Origin of the sequence: Polynucleobacter necessarius (assembly GCF_900095195.1) — a bacterium.
GTDB lineage: Bacteria > Pseudomonadota > Gammaproteobacteria > Burkholderiales > Burkholderiaceae > Polynucleobacter > Polynucleobacter necessarius_G.
In genome coordinates, this window is record NZ_LT606950.1 from 877514 (window position 1) to 893339 (window position 15826).

Here is a 15826-nt window from a genome sequence, read left to right on the forward strand (position 1 = left end):
TGGCTTTCAGTGCGGTTTATTGAGCTCAGATTCTACTGGCTTGAGCTTGCGTTAATTCACGGCCACGGAACCAGCCATAAATAACCGGGAGCACTAAAAGCGTCAGAATGATCGTCGTTACCATGCCACCCACGATCACCAAAGCCAATGGGCGCTGCACCTCAGAACCAATCGAGTGGGACAAGGCGGCAGGCAACAGACCTAAACCCGAGAGCGCAGCCGTCATGAGTGCCGGACGAACACGCAACGATGCGCCCTCTACCATGATGTCTTTCATCTCACCATGCTCGCTAGCTGCAGTCTTATTAATGAAGGAGATCAAAATCACACCGTCCTGAATCGCAATGCCAAAAAGCGATAAAAAAACCAAAGAATGCCGAGACACTGAGGGTTTCACCAGCGAGATGCAAGGCAATGACTCCGCCAATGGCTGCAAATGGCACATTGATCATCACAATAAAAGCGTCGCGGAAATTGCCGAAAGCGCTCACTAGTAACAAGAAGATACCCAACAGCGCTAACGGTACGATCAACATTAATTTCTTTTGTGCCTGCTTCATCTGATTGAACCGGCCATCAAACGTCTTCTCATCTTTGAGTAAGTTTGTCACCGCTGCGCCACCAATGGCATTCGCTACGACCGTCTGAATATCGTTCACATTGATGTTGTAGAGTGATGCACGCTCGCGATCAATCTGAATATTCAAGGTGGGTTGACCCAATTCTTTCAAGATGCCTTCATCCACTACGCCACGCACTTTCTTGAGTTGCTCAATGTTGCTCAATCACCTCATGCGCTTTTTGATCGAGCACCTCTAAGTCAGTACCGTAAATCTTGACCGAGTTCTCCCCCTTGACTCCAGAGAGTGCTTCATTGACGTTATCTTGGATGCACTGAGAGAAGCTATAAGCAATCCTTGGAATCTTATTGAGCTCCGTCTCAAGGTGTGCAATCAGATCTTTCTTAGAAGATTCGCTGGGCATATTCTCGGGACTCTTAAGGTATAAACCGTATTCCTGGTCAAACACCCCCGTCGAATCCGTGCGAGATCATTTGGACGTCCAATTTGGGCGGCAACCTTATCAATCTCCGGTTGCTTCATAAAAGTTTCGCGCAATTGATTGGCAATCTTGACCGAGTAACCGAGATCCACAGTATTTGGTAGCGTGACACGCAACCAAATATTATTCTCTTCTAAAGTCGGTAAGAACGCTGTTCCCAAGCGGGTCATACTGAGGAGAGTTAAGCCCAACACAAAGACTGCGACTGAGAAAATGGTTAATGGACGATCCATCCAGCGTTTGAGGAGTGGCTTGTAGCTATCCAAAATCTTCGTAATAAAGGATGGGGTTTGTGATGCAGGTTCTCACCAAAAACCAATGAGATCATGTCCGGCAAGAACGTCAGACTGAGTACCATTGCGGCAATCAAAGCAAAGCCCATTGTAAATGCCGTCGGTTTAAAGATGATGCCTTCAACGCCACCCAAAAAGAACAAGGGCGAGTAAGCCACGATGATGATGCCAGTGGAGTACACCACAAATGCATCTGAATGAACGAAACGCACAATGCTAATGGAATGACAGCGGCCACTACCGCAGCAGCCCGAATATTGCCCAAGAAGAAAAACAACACAGCCAACACCAACGAGATTCCAAAGAACAAGGTGTGTTTAACGGTACCAATCATCCAAGAGCACTTGGCGGTCATAAAACGGTTTTACCGCAACACCCGGCGGCAGAATATGTTTGTTAATGTTATCCACCGTATTGCGAACGCGTGCCAACACTTCGGCAGCATTCTCACCACGACGCAAGTACACAATGCCTTCTACAGCATCGGGATTGTCATTGAATTGGAACATCCCCAAACGTGGCGCGTTTCCAATTTGCACCGTGGCGACATCGCCAATCCGAATAGGCACACCCTTGTTATTGGTAATAACTACTTGCTTAATGTCGTCAATGTTCTTTAGTAAACCAACGCCGCGCACCACAAACTGCTTTCTCCGCTTGGTAACAAGCCGCTACCAGTATTGCTGTTGGCATTGGTTAACGCCAGAATTAATTCATTAATGGTGACGCCCTTCGCCTGCAAGCTTTCTGGGCTCACAATCACTTGATATTGGCGCACCTTACCGCCAAATGATGAGACATCCGCCCCCCCTGGGGTTTGCTTAAGCTCTTTGTATATTTCGTAGTTTTGTAAAGTCTTGAGTAAGGTTGAGGTGGCGCACTCTGAGCGCACCTCATAACGTATGATCTCACCAGTAGCATCCGAGTCCGGACTGATGCTGGATGTGACGCCCGGAGGGAAGCTCACATTTTGAAGGTTTGCGATAAAAATTTGGCGTGCCTTGAAGGGATCCGCTGATTCGTTGAACTTGAGCGTGACAACAGACAGACCAAATAGTGACACCGAGCGAAATGCTTGAAGGCCAGGAATACCAGCCAATGCGTTTTCAACAGGGATGGTGACTTGCTGCTCGACCTCGGTTGTACTTCTACCGGGCCATTGTGAAATTGCTTGAATCGTCAGTGGCGCTACACCAGGATAGGGCTGAATGGGTAACTTGCTCAAACTGAACATGCCCAGACCCAAGAGCACGATCGACGCAAAAATGACAAGCACGCGCTTCTCAACGACCCCTCGAATAAAGGAGGTGAAAGCGCTCACTTAGTCATCCTGCTTCGCAAAGCGGTCGTTTAACAATACTGCGCCCTCTGCCAAGACCTGCCACCTGCTCGACCCCTTCAGTGATGGCAAAAGCCTTACTGTTGAGGTCATACCCTTTAACAGGCACACGGCGGAATGTATCGGGACCTATCTTAATAATCGCAAGGCGGTTCTCACGCACACGCACAATGGCTGATTGCGGAACAACCACAGCATCTGCTTGACCCGTAGTCAACAAACCCGAGGCATACATGTCGGGGCGCAACAAATCATCGGTGTTATCAACATCCGCACGAATTAACAAAGCGCTGGTTTGTGGATCAATTGTTGGTGCAATGTAATTAGCGTAGGCAACGAACTCTTTCTCTGGATACGCCTCTAAGCGCCAGGTCATTTTCTGCCTTTGTTTAATCATCCGAAAGTCTTGTTCAACAACATTGCCTAAGAACCAAAGATGTTTGGGATCGGCCAATGTGGCAATCACGTCACCCGAACTCACAGCAGAACCTGGTTCGACATTCCGTTTCACCACCACGCCTTTTAAGGGCGAGCGCATGATTAAGTTACTGGTTGTCTTACCGGAGGTTTCAATGCTCTTAATATCGCCCTCGCCTGCGCCAAGATTGCGCATACGATTAGCAGCCGCCTGTTGCGTGATACGCGCATCGCCCAACAAATCACTCATGGTCTTACTGGTCTCGAGTACTTTAGCGGTTTTCGATGAAAGCAAATACTCTTGCTGTGCGGAGAGAAACTCAGGGCTGTAGAGCTCTACAATAGGTGAACCAATTTCCACTAATGCGCCATCAAACGCGTAAATGCGCTCCACTCTGCCAGGTGCACGTGCGGACAGCACTTTGGATTTTTCTGCGTTGAAAGCCAAACGCCCAGGGACCTTAATGTTTACTGGAACTTGTACTTTTTCGGCAGCTTGAAAAACATAAATTTCCGGATTGAGATTAATACCAGGTAACTTCAATTCCAAGACGCCCGTTTTCTCAACCTTAAGCGCTTTATCCGATGCCTCAATTTTCACAGCGCGGTTAACGTTGGTTAAGCGCCCCACCACAATACCGACCGACAAAATCGCAAAGGCAAACGCGGCCAGACGCACTCGGTGGCGATTTTGCGGTGTCAAATTCCAATACAAGCCAGCTAAACCTGCGGCAGTCGCTTTTGCATGATGTGCACCGTGCTCAGCGCCCTTATGCAAAATCGGCTTTGCCTTTTCAAACCAGCGTTTTAGAAACGACCAAATTTTGTCTATCAACGCTACTCCTTAAAAAGGCTCTTTGCCTGCTGAAACCATTAATACTGCTTGCGGCTGCAACAAATTACTTTCTGCTTGTGCTAGCGATATCTCTAAGTTACGCAATTGGGTTTGCGCAGTCAATAAATCATTAAATCCCTGACCATTATTCGAGTACTGGTCAGACCAACCTTATACGCTGCATCCGCTTGCGGAACTTGGCGCTCTCGCAGAAACGTTGCTGCTGTTTTAGCTTGCTGATACGTCGCATATGCTGAATTCACGGCAAGCACTACTTGCTGTCGATTGGAAATTTCGTTTGCTTCCGTGCGTTGTTTTATCAGTTTGAGTTGGATCTCATTGTTCCGTTGTTTTACCAAGGAAAAGTATGGAGTAGAGCAGGCGCAACGCAATCAAGCATCTGCGGAAGTTAGAAGCGAAGGGGCCACGCAGCGTGTAGGAAGAACCAATCACCTGAAAATCCGGCAAGTATGCTTTCTTGGCTAAGGTCACGCCTTTGCGCGCAGCATCCAACTGCAAGGCAGAACTTTTTAAACTGGGATGACTGGATTCGGCATAGTCCTCGAGCTCCACCAACGTTGGCACTGCACTCATGGAGCGCGGATATCCCCTTTCAGAATCAGTTTTTCGCGCGAGTGACGACCAATCAGGGTATTAATATTTTTAATGCCCACTTCAGGCTGACGCTCTAAGTTAAATTGATCGGCTTCTGCTGCGCTTTGCGCTACTTGCGCATTGAGGTATTCCACATAGGCAGCAGCGTTGTTGGCGTAGCGGGCTTTGGCTACGTTCTTGATCATCTCTAAACGCACTACGGACTCTTTGAGTACCTGCGACTGTTTTTGCGTTGCCAGCGTATTGTAGTAGAGAGTCGAGAGCTGAGCGCCTAACTGTAAGTAGGTAGACTTCGAGTTTGCTAATAATGCTTCTGCGTTGGTATCGGCAATATCGGCCGCTAAGCTTTTCTTGCCTGGGAACTGAAACGGCTGAGCAAAATTGACGCAGATCCATTTCAACTGGACCCGATGGCGCACTCTTAACAAAATTTTTGGGCGTATTCGCTTTAGTAACGGGCGCAAATAATTCGGCTGCTTTGCTGGGCTTATCTTGCGCACTCAGTTGAGCACCAATCGATGGCGGCGCAGCTAACAATGCATCACTGGTTTGCACGGTCACACTGGCGGGAGGCGTGTTGTTCGCAGCAGACTAGGCGAGCACATTAAAAGCAAGGGAAGCGAAGACCAAATGGCTAACCCCTTTCAAGATGTCTGATGCGCTAATTGTGCGTGTGCCGAGAATGAACAAAGGCGGCTGCCTCTAAATCAATAATGCTGTTTTTATAGCCCCTGAAACAGGTTTTGGTCTAACCAACGCCAATTACAGGGGATTTTAAGGATTGTATGGTAGAAAACGCAAATGTCGAATTATTGACGCCTCCTATCTTATTGATTCTAAAGATAATAATTAGAGCAATAGGCTGCCAAGCCCTTAAAACTCGGCATGAACCCGAAATGAGGCGATGTTTACCGGCCCACGAGCAGAGTTATAGGCAGGATTATTGATGTGCTGAAAGTTCACACCCAACAAGACATTTTTGACTAGCAAGGCGTTGTAGCAAATCTCGCCCACCCGCTCTGGTCGGTAGTTAATGGTTTGACCGGGCCCAGCGTGAGGGCTAGGTGTATCACCAATGAAATAGGAAATGCCACCTGCTTGGAGGTAGTTGCGTCGAAAGCTCGACAGTCCGTTTTGCATCATTGAAATACCAATCGTGTCAAACGGTCTAGTCCAACCGGCACCATTCAAACTCATGCCCACTGAAATGGAATTATCTGCTTCCGCAAACGACATTGTCTCGGTATGACCATCCGAGGTGAAGGCACGACCATAGATGCCCAAGGTTTTTGTCAGGGCTTGTTCGCCATTAATGCCAATACCAGTTTTGTATTGGTAGTTGTTGCGCACATTGTTAATCGCTTGCGTACCTTGCGCGTTATTCGCAATCAGATAATTCGTAGCATCTTGGAAACGCACCAAGATCATCTTATTACGATAGGCCAGAACACTCACCTTGCCTGGAAGGTCGCCAATAGTATGTTGACGCTCTACTTCAAATTGATCGCCATAGGCATTAAAAATTTGCCAGTTCAAATTGAGACCATTAGGAGTCTTCGGGGTGATCATGCGCGAGGCACGTAACACCCAATTATCAAGATACCACTCGCCCGCCAAGCCCCAGCTGTAGCCGCGAGCATCAGCAGCATAGTCATACGCCAGATAGGTCATATTGCCCCAGCTCATAAACTGAATGCAAGGGTCTTTGGCATATTTGCTGTCGTCAAAAATATCCAAAGTCGAAAACTGGCCTGCAGTCAGCACCACACGATTGCTATTCACCGTTTGAGTAATTTGATTAGCATCGTTTTCGAGGACAACCTTGTCGCCTTCTTGATTAAAGGTCTGACGTAAAAATGCGCGCGCTGAGTAAAACTTCGCTTGCGCACCATTGGTTTTCGTTGCCTCGCCGTTAGTAAATCCACCCAAACCAACCAAGCCGGAAAATGGTACGCACGACACGACCTCGGGATTGAAATAAATATCGGTATTTGGTGCTAAGCGTGCGCCAAAAAACAAAGTGCAGACCAGGTGTAGCTCATCGCTTTCTGCGCTGAGAGACTATTTAGCCCAGAGTAGCTAGATGTGAAATTGTTGTAACGCTGATTAATGTAAGTGGTTTGACATGCACGTTCACCGGCAAACCCAAGAACTCACCTTCCGTTGGTAGCCAATCTAAATCATTGGCAAAACTGGCAATTTGGTCAGCACCCGAACCTGCCCTTTGCGCATGCGCAAAAGCAGTAAACAGACTTAGCAGGAGAATGAGCAGTAATTTGCGAGTCATTCACGATTTCGGATTAGGTTGCCGAGTCAGTTACTAACTCTATAAAGGCAACAAATTGATGGGAACCTCAGGCACCTCACGACTTAGGATTGAAGCCCAAGGGTGGTGCAGCCCAAATTATCCCCAAGAAGAGGCAATTTACCTAGTATTTATGTCGGAAGAATGACAGAACTTCGAGGAACGGGCATCAGACTGTGCCGCTACTACAACTAAAGCTGCCAAACTCGATGAAGATTAACGACGATCCATTAAAGCCCTAGCCAATGTGCCTGCATCGACATACTCGAGCTCACCGCCCACTGGAATACCTCTGGCGATTCGGGTGACCTTGATGCCTTTAGCTTTAAACACTTCGCCGATGTAATGGGCAGTAGCCTCACCTTCGCTCGTAAAGTTCGTAGCCAATACCACCTCCCGAATGGGTACACCCTTGTCAGCATTTTCAATGCGCGTGAGTAAACGATCAAAATGAATTTCATTCGGACCCATGCCATCGAGTGGCGAAATGCGCCCCATCAGCACAAAATAGTTACCTTTAAAGCTGAGGGTTTGCTCCACCATCACTTGATCGGCAGGTGTCTCCACAATGCACAGCAGTGATGGATCACGGCGCCCGTCCGCGCAGGTATTGCAAATTTGTGTTTCGGAGAATGTATTGCAACGAGCGCAATGACCTACAGTTTCCACTGCCTCACCCAGGGACTGCGCCAGTACAGCCGCGCCATTACGGTCATGTTGCAATAAATAAAACGCCATGCGTTGCGCAGACTTCGGACCCACTCCCGGCAATACCCGCAAGGCCTCAATTAATCGACCGAGTGCATCTTGCGGTGCTTCGTGACGTGCCATGAATGTAAGGAGCTAAATGAAAAAGTAAAAGTGAAAGTAATTTAGAGCGGTAACTTAAAGCCAGGGGGCATCGGCATGCCCGCAGTAGCTCCCGACATCAATTGGCTACTTGCCGCTTCCACTTGTTTAAAGGCCTCAGTATATGCAGTGACGATGAGATCTTCTAGCATCTCGCGATCATCCATCGCGCCCGGATCAATTTGCACGCGCTTGAGTTCAAATTTGCCAGAAACGGTAACTTTGACCAAACCACCAGCGGCTTGACCGGTGACTTCTAACGCAGCCAATTGGGCTTGCGCGGTTTTCATTTTCTCTTGCATCTGCTGCGCCTGTTTCATGAGGCCAGCTAGTCCACCTTTCATCATTGCTTCGTTTCCTTCTGATGTGTTTTTATGGAAATTATTAAATCATCTAAACCGACTTAGAGCGGCTTGACTGAGCCACCAACCACTTTGGCGCCAAACTCTTTTTCCAATTGCTGAATAAAGGGATCGGCTGCAATCAATTGCTCTGCATTTAAGCGCTTCTCTCGATGAATCTGCGCATCAACTTTAGCAACGGTCTTGCCTTCTACTTCGCCCTTCTCCACCGCCAATTTGACAGTCTTACCAAAATAGTTGGTTAATGCTTCGGCTAAGCGCGCAATTGACGCTTCCGAAGCGAGTTGGGGCATGGGCGTCACGATCGTCGCTTTCACACCCATTGGAGAATCATTCCAATCTTGCAACTCGGTTTGATGGGCTAACTGTTGCACTAGACCACGCACTGGCAATTGACGCATGAGGCCATGCCAATCAGGGCGCTCCACTGGACCCGCATTAACTGGTGTCGATTTTGCAGGCATTGGGGCGGATGCTGGTGCTGGCGCAGTAGCTTTGGCACTCGGCGCTGGAGAAGCTGCGCGATTGGCTGGCGTGGGTGCCGATGCCGCAGCCGCTGGACGGGCAGTATTTACTGGTGGCGCCGATGGTGCTGGTGTTGAACTGGAAGCTGAACCTGGACGAAACGCCAACATGCGCAGCAAGGTCATTGCAAAACCGGTTTGCTCATCGGGCGCAAGGGATAAATCGGGGCGGCTCGTAATCGTAATTTGATAAAAGAGTTGCGCCTCTTCTTTGGAAAGCTCGCTCGCTAAGCGACGAATCTCCGCCGCTTCTGGCCAATCATCCAATACGGATTCGGGTACGACTTGTGCTGCAGCAATCTTTTGCAACAAACTAGATAAATCTTGTAAGGCAAGTAAGAACGACATACTGCGCTCACCCATTTCATTGGCAACTGCTAAAAGACTTTTGCCATCTTTGGCGATCAAACAATCCAGAATGCGCACTAAATAGGCATCATCTAAAGTTCCGAGCATGCCACGCACCGATTCTTCGGTTACCTTTCCGGCAGCATAAGCAATCGCTTGGTCAGTTAATGAGAGCGCATCGCGCATTGAGCCTTGGGCGGCTTTTGCAAGAACACGCAAGGCATTGACTTCGTACGCCACTTTTTCAGCGGCAAGCACCTTTTCTAAATGCTCAACGATGAGGGGTACCGGCATTTGCTTGAGATTGAACTGCAAGCAACGCGACAAAATCGTAACGGGTATCTTTTGCGGATCGGTGGTTGCCAGAATAAATTTAACGTGCTCTGGTGGCTCTTCCAATGTTTTGAGCATGGCATTAAAGGCATGATTCGTGAGCATGTGCACCTCGTCAATCATGTACACCTTATAGCGACCATTGCTTGGTGCGTATGCCGCTTTCTCCAATAAAGAGGCAATGTCATCAACACCACGATTACTAGCGGCGTCCATCTCAATGTAATCGACAAAACGACCCGCATCGATTTCCATACAGGCGGGGCATTTTCCACAGGGCTCTGAAGTCATCTTGCCAGAACCATCAGCACCAGTGCAATTGAGTGCTTTGGCCATGATTCGAGAAATCGTGGTCTTACCAACGCCTCGAGTACCTGTAAATAGCCACGCATGGTGTAAGCGACCCTGATCCAAAGCATGGATTAAGGCCTTGACCACATGGTCTTGTCCAATTAACTCATAGAATGTTTTGGGGCGCCACGAACGGGCTAATGCTAAAGCGGTCATAAATTCCATTTTAACAAGCTAAAATGGAATTGGATGGGCCTCCCCGCATGGTGGGTTGGATAACCTGGTCAGGTCGGGAACGAAGCAGCCAAACCCAATTTCTGCCAGTGCCGGGGGTTTGGCTCATCCACCCTAACCCAATTTCGATTCCATTAGCGTTGCCTTATTAGCAACGAATGTTGCCTCCAATGCAACATTTAATTTTCCTAAAATATCCTCAAAATCCGGAAGATGCCCCAAATCATCCAAATGATGAGCAAAACGACGACGGTTCTTACGTCTAACTGAATCTTGAAAAGACACAATGCCTTATGGGTGCACTCGACAGAGACTTGCAAACCAAACCCTCCTCTATATAGAAAGATTCAGCGTAGTGATTTCAATAGGAAATCAATAGAGGCGATGTATGAAATGAATGTAGGAAAAGATTTTCTTTCCTACATTCATATAGTTGATTTAGAACTTACTACTCATAGGCCATAACAACAAATAATCCCACTAACTACTCATACTAACTACTACTCAATTACTTTTGAGAATCCGTATTACGTCCTTGTGAAACCTTCTTGCGCATAAAGGCAGGCTTTACTGCTTCTGCATCAGCACAGAACATCACCATGCCATTCAATTCCGCAACACGGTTTTTGAGCTTATCGGAGGAGTACATGAGTTCTTTTTCATAGCCTCATAGTCGCGTCTCTCTAAGAGCGTACGCAAGTAACGCACTGTCTCTTCTAACCATGGGTTCTCACGAGCACGTTCCTCGAGTTTTCGCATAAGGCGCTCTACTGCTGACCAGTTACGATCTCTCACAAACAAGTGGGCTTCCCGTTGAATATCGGCTGCCTCCACCTCATTAAAGCGTCTTGCGACCAATTCATTTTCTTGGTCTAATTGGTAGTCTGCCAGAGTTACCACGCGCATTTGTGGCAGGCTGACAGCAAACTCATGCTCAATGCCATCTTGGTCTTTTGCCAGGATGATGCAACGTAATACAGGGCCGTTATCTTGGAGATGAATGACTCAGACATCGATAGTGAGATTGCCATCCAGACTTCAGAGCCTTGGGCGATTGCTGGGAGGCAATACTGTCCGACAGTATTTTGCACATAGTCATTGCGCATTCTGATTTGACCCATACGAGGCAACAATTGGGTTTCTAGTTTGACTCTGACATCTTGCCAAACGAGACTGGTCAAGAATCCCAACTCTGCATCAAATGATTCAGCAAGATCTTCTGCACGTTGACCATACCAACTATTGCCTTGACCAGCTTTTGCAATCGCTGTCATGAGCTCTTCATTAAAGCCAAAGCCTATGCCTACTGTTGAAGTGGTCACTCCGGCACTAGCCAAGTCGCGCACTTGCTCGCAAATACCCTCAACAGCAAGTAAGCCTCTATTTGCTTGTCCGTCTGATAGCAAGATGAGGCGACTCACCATGCCCCGCCCTGCTCTTGGGGCTAGCGTTTCTGCAGCCTTGAGCCAGCCACCATGAAGGTTGGTCATGTTTCTGGGCTGTATCTCATCTAATCGAATCGGCAATAAGGTTTTAGCTACCTGCACCGACATTGCGTTTTGCTTCATCTAATTTGCCATCACCCATTGAGCCTGAGCGATCTATTACTAGAGATACCGCTAATTGGGAGCGGGTTTGGCCAATGTTTTCTTGTTCGGGTGCACGCAAGCGTAGCAATACATCCAAACTTTCCCCTGTATGACTCGCAAGGACCTCTTTGCGGGTATCGAGCACTACTTCTAATGAACTTCCGTTAATCATGATTTCTCCTGTCTTTGTCTAAATTTGCAGCAGGGACAAATACAGGCGGTTATGAAAGCAACAGGTTCAGATTAGGGGTGGTGAGGCTCGTGGAGTGAGCTAGGGAATTTCAAAGGTCGCGCCAAACATTAAATAATTTCAAACAAATAGCAGTTGCTAGAAAAATATTTATTCAGTTCACTATTAATGCATGTTTTATCGAATGAAGGAACTAATTTCATTTGCAAATTGAATAGATTAAATACGTGATTAAGCATCAAAAATTACCAAGAATATTTTATTAAATAGGTTAAGATTGATATTCATCAAATTAATATTTTCATTTTTATGAAATTAGAAGAATTTTTAACAAAAAATACAACGGGAGAAAGTTAGCCTACTCCAACCAAGCCTTTATAAAAAATGTCTTTTACCCCACATGGGGTGAGTATGGTTTAAATTTAATTCATCCCGAAAAAGAATTTTTATCCTGCACAGAAGAAAGATATTTCATTGACTTTATAGTGCAATCTGAGTATCGATCCTATTTAATTGAGATAGATGACTATTCCTCACACGCAAGTAGTCCAGACAGATTTGCCAAGCACAATCGTAAAATTAGCGACATTCAAATGTCACTAGACTCCGGAGAATTTAAATGTGGCTTGATTGAGGGGGAAAAATTTACCCTAGCGTAATTAATTTGACTCTAAATGAAATACAAGAAAACGCTCAGTCTTATGTCACGAGGCTTTTTAAAATCTTTCTTGCCGATAAGTATTTAAATATTTACTTCTCAAGAAGATACGGTGTCGACATAATACCAACGTTGCCACAAAAATTACGCTTGAGAAAATCAGGGCCTCTAGGAATGCTGGCAGCAAAAAAGGATTGATTTCGTTAACGACAGCCCTGGGGAAAACATTTATCTCAATATTTCATGCAAAAGAATATGGAGGAAACGTTTTATTCCTAGCCCATATAGTGGATATATTAAATCAAGCAGAAAATTCATTCTTATTAGCCTGGCCTGAAATAAAAAATAATATAGGGTACGTAACCGGAGAAGAAAAAGTATTTAATAAACAAGTAACGCTCGCATCTATACAAGCGCTATCACGTGTTCATACTTTGGAGCTATTTGATCCTAAATATTTTGACACCATCAAAATCGATGAAACTCATCACGCAACTTCCCCAACCTACTCAAAGGTAATTAACTACTTTAAGCCTAAGCTCCCGTTGGGGGTTACAGGAACACACGAGAGGCACGATGGTAAACAAGCGCACATTGAATTGCGTGAGGTTGAGCTTCCAGTGCCAGGCCCTGATCAAATACTGGTTCGGGTAAAAGCCGCCAGTCTTAATCGTGGTGAATTCATCCTCGGTCATGGACTGCACAAATCGGGTTCAGCAAAACCCATCGGCATGGAAGCCTCTGGAGAGGCTGTAGCTTGTGGCAATGCGTAACCACGTTTCAGGTGGGCGATCGTGTCATGGGCCGTTGCCCAGGGGGATTTCAGAGTATGCATTGATGACTGAGCGTGAAACGATGCATATCCCAACCCCCTTAAATTGGGAACAGGCCGCTGCTATGCCATTAACTTCTGCCGTGGTATTCGACATGCTGGTTTCTCAAGGTCGCATTAAATCAGGGGAATGGGTTTTGATCACTGGAGTGACCTTTGGGGTCGGTGTCACTGCGCTCTCAATGGCCAAAGCCCTTGGAGCAAAAGTGATCGGCACCTCTGGATCTCAAGACAAATTAGATCAGTTAAAAATAATGGCCTTGATGTCGGTATTTGCACTCGCCAACCCAATTTTTATGATGCCATTGGCCACAGATAACAAAGGCGTCGACATTGTGATTAATACGGTAGGGGGCACTGTTTTTGCTGAATGTATTCGGTCAATGGCATTCGAGGGTCGCTTAGCTACCGTCGGATATGTCGATGGGGTGCTCAAAGCGGAGATTGATATCGAGGCTTTGCATTCCAAGCGTTTAACTTTATTTGGCGTTTCGAATAAGTTGCGCACTCAACAACAACGATCTGGAGCGATACCAGCGTTTAAAGCGCAAATCTTACCGCTAGTTGAAGCGGGTCGTATCGTACCGATGATTTACAAAACCTTTCCGTTCGAGCAATTGCTCGAAGCCAAAGCAGCTGTGGATGCAAATTAGCATTTGGGGAAAATTATTTTAGCTGGAACGCCATAAATAAATCCCACATCTTTTTCTAACATAACATTAAAAAATAAATATCGTTCATTCATCACAGGAGACTTGAATGTTTACACGGAAACTATGGATCGCCCTTGGCATATCAGTGCTGATGGGTGGTGTTCAAGCTCGGTCTTACCCAAACAAGCCGATCAAACTGGTGGTTGGCTTTACTCCTGGTGGCGCTGCGGATTATGTAGCCCGTAATTTGAGTGTCCCGTTAGGGCAGGCATTGGGGCAATCGGTTGTTGTAGAGAACAAGCCGGGTGCGGGTTCAAGCATTGCCGCAGATCAGGTGGCTAAATCCACTCCCGATGGATACACCAACTAGCGCCAATACCAACACATACTGGTAATCCAGTTGTCTCTTTTACGTGTTGCTTAATGCATTGGCCTAACTCAATCGTGTTGCGATGTTGCTTTAAGACGCTCTCAATTTGCAGAAAACTTTCATCAATGCTGTAAACCTCTAAGTTGGGCGTAAAGCCTCGTAACACCTGGACTACCCGGTTACTCATATCCCCGTATAAGGTGTATTTGAGGAGTAAGCGGTAATGCCATGTTGCTTGGCTAGATCCTGAATCGAAACCAAGGCGTTCCCATCTTCACGCCCAATGCTTTGACTTCCGCACTGCGCGCTACAGCGCAGCCATCGTTATTGGATACCACACCATGGGTACGTTCTCTAACTTTGGCTGAAATACACGCTCACACGAAACGCGAAAGTTATTCACGTCGACTAAAGCAAATAAAGCCTGGGAAGTTAATGCGCTCATTGCTTCTCACCTTTGCTGTATCGCACACTAGCACTGCTGTACTTGCGTACTACTCCAACTACCACGCCACAAATTTGCAATTCAGCACCTTCGATAAGTATGTTTGTACAGTATATATAAAAACCGTAAAAGTGACGTACTTTTTGTTATTTTTTGAAGAAATTGCTCAAAATTTAGGCAATAAAAAACCACCCGTAGGTGGCTTCAAAACGGCGCTTCAGGGATGGCGAAGCGTTCTAGCAAAAAGCAAATGCAAGCAATGCGGGGTCATCTAAAAACGCATTGGATAAATACACACTGACCCGAAATAGCCAAGTATCGATGATTTCTGAAAAATATTCCATGGGGCTAGTTTAACTGCGACGGTTCTCTAGCCCCTACTTTTCTCAATTACACGTCGTTCATGAAATCACCACCGCCATTGTCATCCCAAGAACTGGCACCAGTGTCATTCCATGAACTCGCATCATTCACACCAAAATTAGGATCGAGTGATGTTGGTCCACCCACTTGAGTGAGATCAGGGTTGGTATTACTGTGACTACTTTCATGACCACCCATCAAGCTGCTCGCAATTGCTTGACCAGCAACCATACCCGCACCTAATGCGGCACCTGTTGCCAAGCTACCCATAAGACCACTACCCATACCGCCAGCAGCGGGGGCACCAGGGTAACCTGGAGGATAACCAGCGGGACCGCCCGGTGTTCCGGGATAACCAGCGCGGGGTGCGTTATAAACTTCGACAGCATCTGCCTTACGACGTCTCATCACTATGATGACGCCCACTACTAAGATGGCAATCAAACCCCAAAAGAGTGGATTGCTAAATATCGAACTTTGACTGGTAACTGGGCCAACTGCACCACTAGCCAATTGCATCTGTAACTTTTGTACAGACTCTGGTTGCGCAAATGGCAATCCAGGCGCCAAATTTTCTGCTCTCACAAACGCCTGTCGTGCAGCTTCCAGCTTTCCCTCTTTCAGGTAGAGCTCAGCGGCAACATAGTGCGCCTTGGCGCTATTCGAATGGTTTTGCAAAACTTCTTTCATCATGGCATCTGCTTTTGCCAGCTGCCCCAATTGAATGGCTTGATAGACCTCTGGCAAAGTGGCTTCCGCAAAAGCGACGTTGCTCATTAGCAATACGGCTGCAGCGCATACGCCAGCGAGCACATTAATTAGGTTACGCATTTTCATTAGGACTCCTTTTATAGGATGTTACTTGCAATTTGATTATCTCTAGTTTTGGTATTTCCGCTATTCCCCACTGATATGGGGG

General features: G+C 46.8%; 22 protein-coding genes, 1 other RNA gene and 2 pseudogenes. 4 read left to right on the plus strand and 21 right to left on the minus strand.

The window, feature by feature from the left end; genetic code table 11:
• Positions 1-25: 25 nt before the first annotated feature.
• The 14 genes and pseudogenes from BQ1619_RS09800 to dnaX all read right to left on the minus strand — a co-directional run bounded on the left by BQ1619_RS09800 (position 26) and on the right by dnaX (position 9789).
• Positions 26-322: an efflux RND transporter permease subunit gene (locus BQ1619_RS09800; RefSeq protein ID WP_231968511.1), complete on the minus strand. Its 297-nt coding sequence runs from the start codon at positions 320-322 to the stop codon at positions 26-28.
• Complete coding sequence (locus BQ1619_RS09805; RefSeq protein WP_231968512.1) at positions 306-785, minus strand: efflux RND transporter permease subunit; 480 nt, start codon at positions 783-785, stop codon at positions 306-308. The genes BQ1619_RS09800 and BQ1619_RS09805 overlap by 17 nt, the downstream gene beginning before the upstream one ends.
• Positions 772-984 (minus strand): hypothetical protein, encoded by a 213-nt coding sequence (locus BQ1619_RS09810; RefSeq protein WP_231968513.1) that lies wholly within the window; start codon positions 982-984, stop codon positions 772-774. The genes BQ1619_RS09805 and BQ1619_RS09810 overlap by 14 nt, the downstream gene beginning before the upstream one ends.
• Positions 954-1540, minus strand: a pseudogene (locus BQ1619_RS09815) (efflux RND transporter permease subunit). Before BQ1619_RS09815 ends, BQ1619_RS09810 begins: the two are co-directional and overlap by 31 nt.
• Positions 1429-1710, minus strand: a complete 282-nt coding sequence (locus BQ1619_RS10290; protein ID WP_331851895.1) for an efflux RND transporter permease subunit — start codon at positions 1708-1710, stop codon at positions 1429-1431. The pseudogene BQ1619_RS09815 and the gene BQ1619_RS10290 overlap by 112 nt, the downstream one beginning before the upstream one ends.
• A pseudogene (locus tag BQ1619_RS10635) lies at positions 1673-2589 on the minus strand (efflux RND transporter permease subunit). The gene BQ1619_RS10290 and the pseudogene BQ1619_RS10635 overlap by 38 nt, the downstream one beginning before the upstream one ends.
• A gap of 91 nt (positions 2590-2680) precedes the next feature.
• On the minus strand, positions 2681-3946 hold the full coding sequence (locus BQ1619_RS04960) for an efflux RND transporter periplasmic adaptor subunit (RefSeq protein WP_197711873.1): 1266 nt from the start codon (positions 3944-3946) through the stop codon (positions 2681-2683).
• 336 nt (positions 3947-4282) lie between these two features.
• Positions 4283-4540 carry a TolC family protein gene (locus tag BQ1619_RS09170; RefSeq protein ID WP_197711874.1) on the minus strand — a complete coding sequence of 86 codons (258 nt, stop codon included), beginning with the start codon at positions 4538-4540 and terminating at the stop codon, positions 4283-4285.
• The gene (locus BQ1619_RS09175; RefSeq protein ID WP_231968515.1) at positions 4537-4962 is read right to left on the minus strand and encodes a TolC family protein; all 426 of its coding nucleotides are present in this window, start codon (positions 4960-4962) and stop codon (positions 4537-4539) included. The genes BQ1619_RS09170 and BQ1619_RS09175 overlap by 4 nt, the downstream gene beginning before the upstream one ends.
• A gap of 472 nt (positions 4963-5434) precedes the next feature.
• Positions 5435-6580, minus strand: coding sequence for a carbohydrate porin (locus tag BQ1619_RS04970; protein WP_231968516.1), 1146 nt, complete (start codon positions 6578-6580; stop codon positions 5435-5437).
• A 46-nt stretch (positions 6581-6626) separates the two neighbouring features.
• Positions 6627-6848 (minus strand): hypothetical protein, encoded by a 222-nt coding sequence (locus BQ1619_RS09830; RefSeq protein WP_231968517.1) that lies wholly within the window; start codon positions 6846-6848, stop codon positions 6627-6629.
• Positions 6849-7082: 234 nt separating this feature from the next.
• Positions 7083-7697, minus strand: coding sequence for a recombination mediator RecR (gene recR / locus BQ1619_RS04975; protein ID WP_114662591.1), 615 nt, complete (start codon positions 7695-7697; stop codon positions 7083-7085).
• Positions 7698-7738: 41 nt separating this feature from the next.
• The gene (locus BQ1619_RS04980; protein WP_114662593.1) at positions 7739-8062 is read right to left on the minus strand and encodes a YbaB/EbfC family nucleoid-associated protein; all 324 of its coding nucleotides are present in this window, start codon (positions 8060-8062) and stop codon (positions 7739-7741) included.
• Between the two features lie 56 nt (positions 8063-8118).
• Entirely contained in the window at positions 8119-9789 is a 1671-nt protein-coding gene (dnaX, locus tag BQ1619_RS04985; protein WP_114663522.1) for a DNA polymerase III subunit gamma/tau, read from the minus strand.
• A 32-nt stretch (positions 9790-9821) separates the two neighbouring features.
• Here dnaX and ffs point away from each other — a divergent pair.
• Positions 9822-9920: signal recognition particle sRNA small type (gene ffs, locus BQ1619_RS04990), an RNA gene on the plus strand.
• A 1-nt stretch (position 9921) separates the two neighbouring features.
• Here the strand turns inward: ffs and BQ1619_RS08670 are convergent.
• The 4 genes from BQ1619_RS08670 to BQ1619_RS05005 form a co-directional block, all read right to left on the minus strand.
• A complete protein-coding gene (locus tag BQ1619_RS08670) occupies positions 9922-10092 on the minus strand; it encodes a hypothetical protein (protein ID WP_162784602.1) in 171 nt (56 codons plus the stop codon).
• A 223-nt stretch (positions 10093-10315) separates the two neighbouring features.
• Positions 10316-10456 carry a hypothetical protein gene (locus BQ1619_RS08675; RefSeq protein WP_162784603.1) on the minus strand — a complete coding sequence of 47 codons (141 nt, stop codon included), beginning with the start codon at positions 10454-10456 and terminating at the stop codon, positions 10316-10318.
• 244 nt (positions 10457-10700) lie between these two features.
• Complete coding sequence (locus BQ1619_RS05000) at positions 10701-11375, minus strand: vWA domain-containing protein (RefSeq protein WP_114662596.1); 675 nt, start codon at positions 11373-11375, stop codon at positions 10701-10703.
• On the minus strand, positions 11341-11568 hold the full coding sequence (locus tag BQ1619_RS05005; RefSeq protein WP_114662597.1) for a vWA domain-containing protein: 228 nt from the start codon (positions 11566-11568) through the stop codon (positions 11341-11343). The genes BQ1619_RS05000 and BQ1619_RS05005 overlap by 35 nt, the downstream gene beginning before the upstream one ends.
• A gap of 834 nt (positions 11569-12402) precedes the next feature.
• Here BQ1619_RS05005 and BQ1619_RS09835 point away from each other — a divergent pair.
• The 3 genes from BQ1619_RS09835 to BQ1619_RS05020 all read left to right on the plus strand — a co-directional run bounded on the left by BQ1619_RS09835 (position 12403) and on the right by BQ1619_RS05020 (position 14099).
• A complete protein-coding gene (locus BQ1619_RS09835) occupies positions 12403-13017 on the plus strand; it encodes a DEAD/DEAH box helicase family protein (RefSeq protein ID WP_415066260.1) in 615 nt (204 codons plus the stop codon).
• Positions 13010-13729 carry a zinc-binding dehydrogenase gene (locus BQ1619_RS05015; RefSeq protein ID WP_231968519.1) on the plus strand — a complete coding sequence of 240 codons (720 nt, stop codon included), beginning with the start codon at positions 13010-13012 and terminating at the stop codon, positions 13727-13729. The genes BQ1619_RS09835 and BQ1619_RS05015 overlap by 8 nt, the downstream gene beginning before the upstream one ends.
• Before the next feature lie 106 nt (positions 13730-13835).
• Positions 13836-14099, plus strand: a complete 264-nt coding sequence (locus BQ1619_RS05020) for a tripartite tricarboxylate transporter substrate-binding protein (protein ID WP_114662601.1) — start codon at positions 13836-13838, stop codon at positions 14097-14099.
• On the opposite strand, the gene BQ1619_RS09840 is transcribed toward BQ1619_RS05020, so the two are convergent.
• The 3 genes from BQ1619_RS09840 to BQ1619_RS05035 form a co-directional block, all read right to left on the minus strand.
• Positions 14068-14286: a Y-family DNA polymerase gene (locus BQ1619_RS09840; protein ID WP_231968520.1), complete on the minus strand. Its 219-nt coding sequence runs from the start codon at positions 14284-14286 to the stop codon at positions 14068-14070. The two genes, BQ1619_RS05020 and BQ1619_RS09840, sit on opposite strands and share 32 nt — an antisense overlap.
• A gap of 120 nt (positions 14287-14406) precedes the next feature.
• On the minus strand, positions 14407-14544 hold the full coding sequence (locus BQ1619_RS09845) for a hypothetical protein (RefSeq protein WP_231968521.1): 138 nt from the start codon (positions 14542-14544) through the stop codon (positions 14407-14409).
• A gap of 390 nt (positions 14545-14934) precedes the next feature.
• Positions 14935-15744 (minus strand): tetratricopeptide repeat protein, encoded by an 810-nt coding sequence (locus BQ1619_RS05035; RefSeq protein ID WP_114662605.1) that lies wholly within the window; start codon positions 15742-15744, stop codon positions 14935-14937.
• Positions 15745-15826 lie beyond the last annotated feature (82 nt).

Bases quoted from the DNA above. Each gene is read 5' to 3' on its own strand.
- dnaX (WP_114663522.1), bottom strand. From the start codon at position 9,789: ATGACCGCTTTAGCATTAGCCCGTTCGTGGCGCCCCAAAACATTCTAT.
- BQ1619_RS05020 (WP_114662601.1), top strand. From the start codon at position 13,836: ATGTTTACACGGAAACTATGGATCGCCCTTGGCATATCAGTGCTGATG.
- BQ1619_RS08675 (WP_162784603.1), bottom strand. From the start codon at position 10,456: ATGTACTCCTCCGATAAGCTCAAAAACCGTGTTGCGGAATTGAATGGC.
- BQ1619_RS04980 (WP_114662593.1), bottom strand. From the start codon at position 8,062: ATGATGAAAGGTGGACTAGCTGGCCTCATGAAACAGGCGCAGCAGATG.
- BQ1619_RS09845 (WP_231968521.1), bottom strand. From the start codon at position 14,544: ATGAGCGCATTAACTTCCCAGGCTTTATTTGCTTTAGTCGACGTGAAT.
- BQ1619_RS05015 (WP_231968519.1), top strand. From the start codon at position 13,010: ATGCGTAACCACGTTTCAGGTGGGCGATCGTGTCATGGGCCGTTGCCC.
- BQ1619_RS05035 (WP_114662605.1), bottom strand. From the start codon at position 15,744: ATGAAAATGCGTAACCTAATTAATGTGCTCGCTGGCGTATGCGCTGCA.
- BQ1619_RS10290 (WP_331851895.1), bottom strand. From the start codon at position 1,710: ATGACCGCCAAGTGCTCTTGGATGATTGGTACCGTTAAACACACCTTG.
- recR (WP_114662591.1), bottom strand. From the start codon at position 7,697: ATGGCACGTCACGAAGCACCGCAAGATGCACTCGGTCGATTAATTGAG.
- BQ1619_RS09810 (WP_231968513.1), bottom strand. From the start codon at position 984: ATGCCCAGCGAATCTTCTAAGAAAGATCTGATTGCACACCTTGAGACG.
- BQ1619_RS09840 (WP_231968520.1), bottom strand. From the start codon at position 14,286: ATGAGTAACCGGGTAGTCCAGGTGTTACGAGGCTTTACGCCCAACTTA.
- BQ1619_RS09830 (WP_231968517.1), bottom strand. From the start codon at position 6,848: ATGACTCGCAAATTACTGCTCATTCTCCTGCTAAGTCTGTTTACTGCT.
- BQ1619_RS05000 (WP_114662596.1), bottom strand. From the start codon at position 11,375: ATGAAGCAAAACGCAATGTCGGTGCAGGTAGCTAAAACCTTATTGCCG.
- BQ1619_RS05005 (WP_114662597.1), bottom strand. From the start codon at position 11,568: ATGATTAACGGAAGTTCATTAGAAGTAGTGCTCGATACCCGCAAAGAG.
- BQ1619_RS09170 (WP_197711874.1), bottom strand. From the start codon at position 4,540: ATGAGTGCAGTGCCAACGTTGGTGGAGCTCGAGGACTATGCCGAATCC.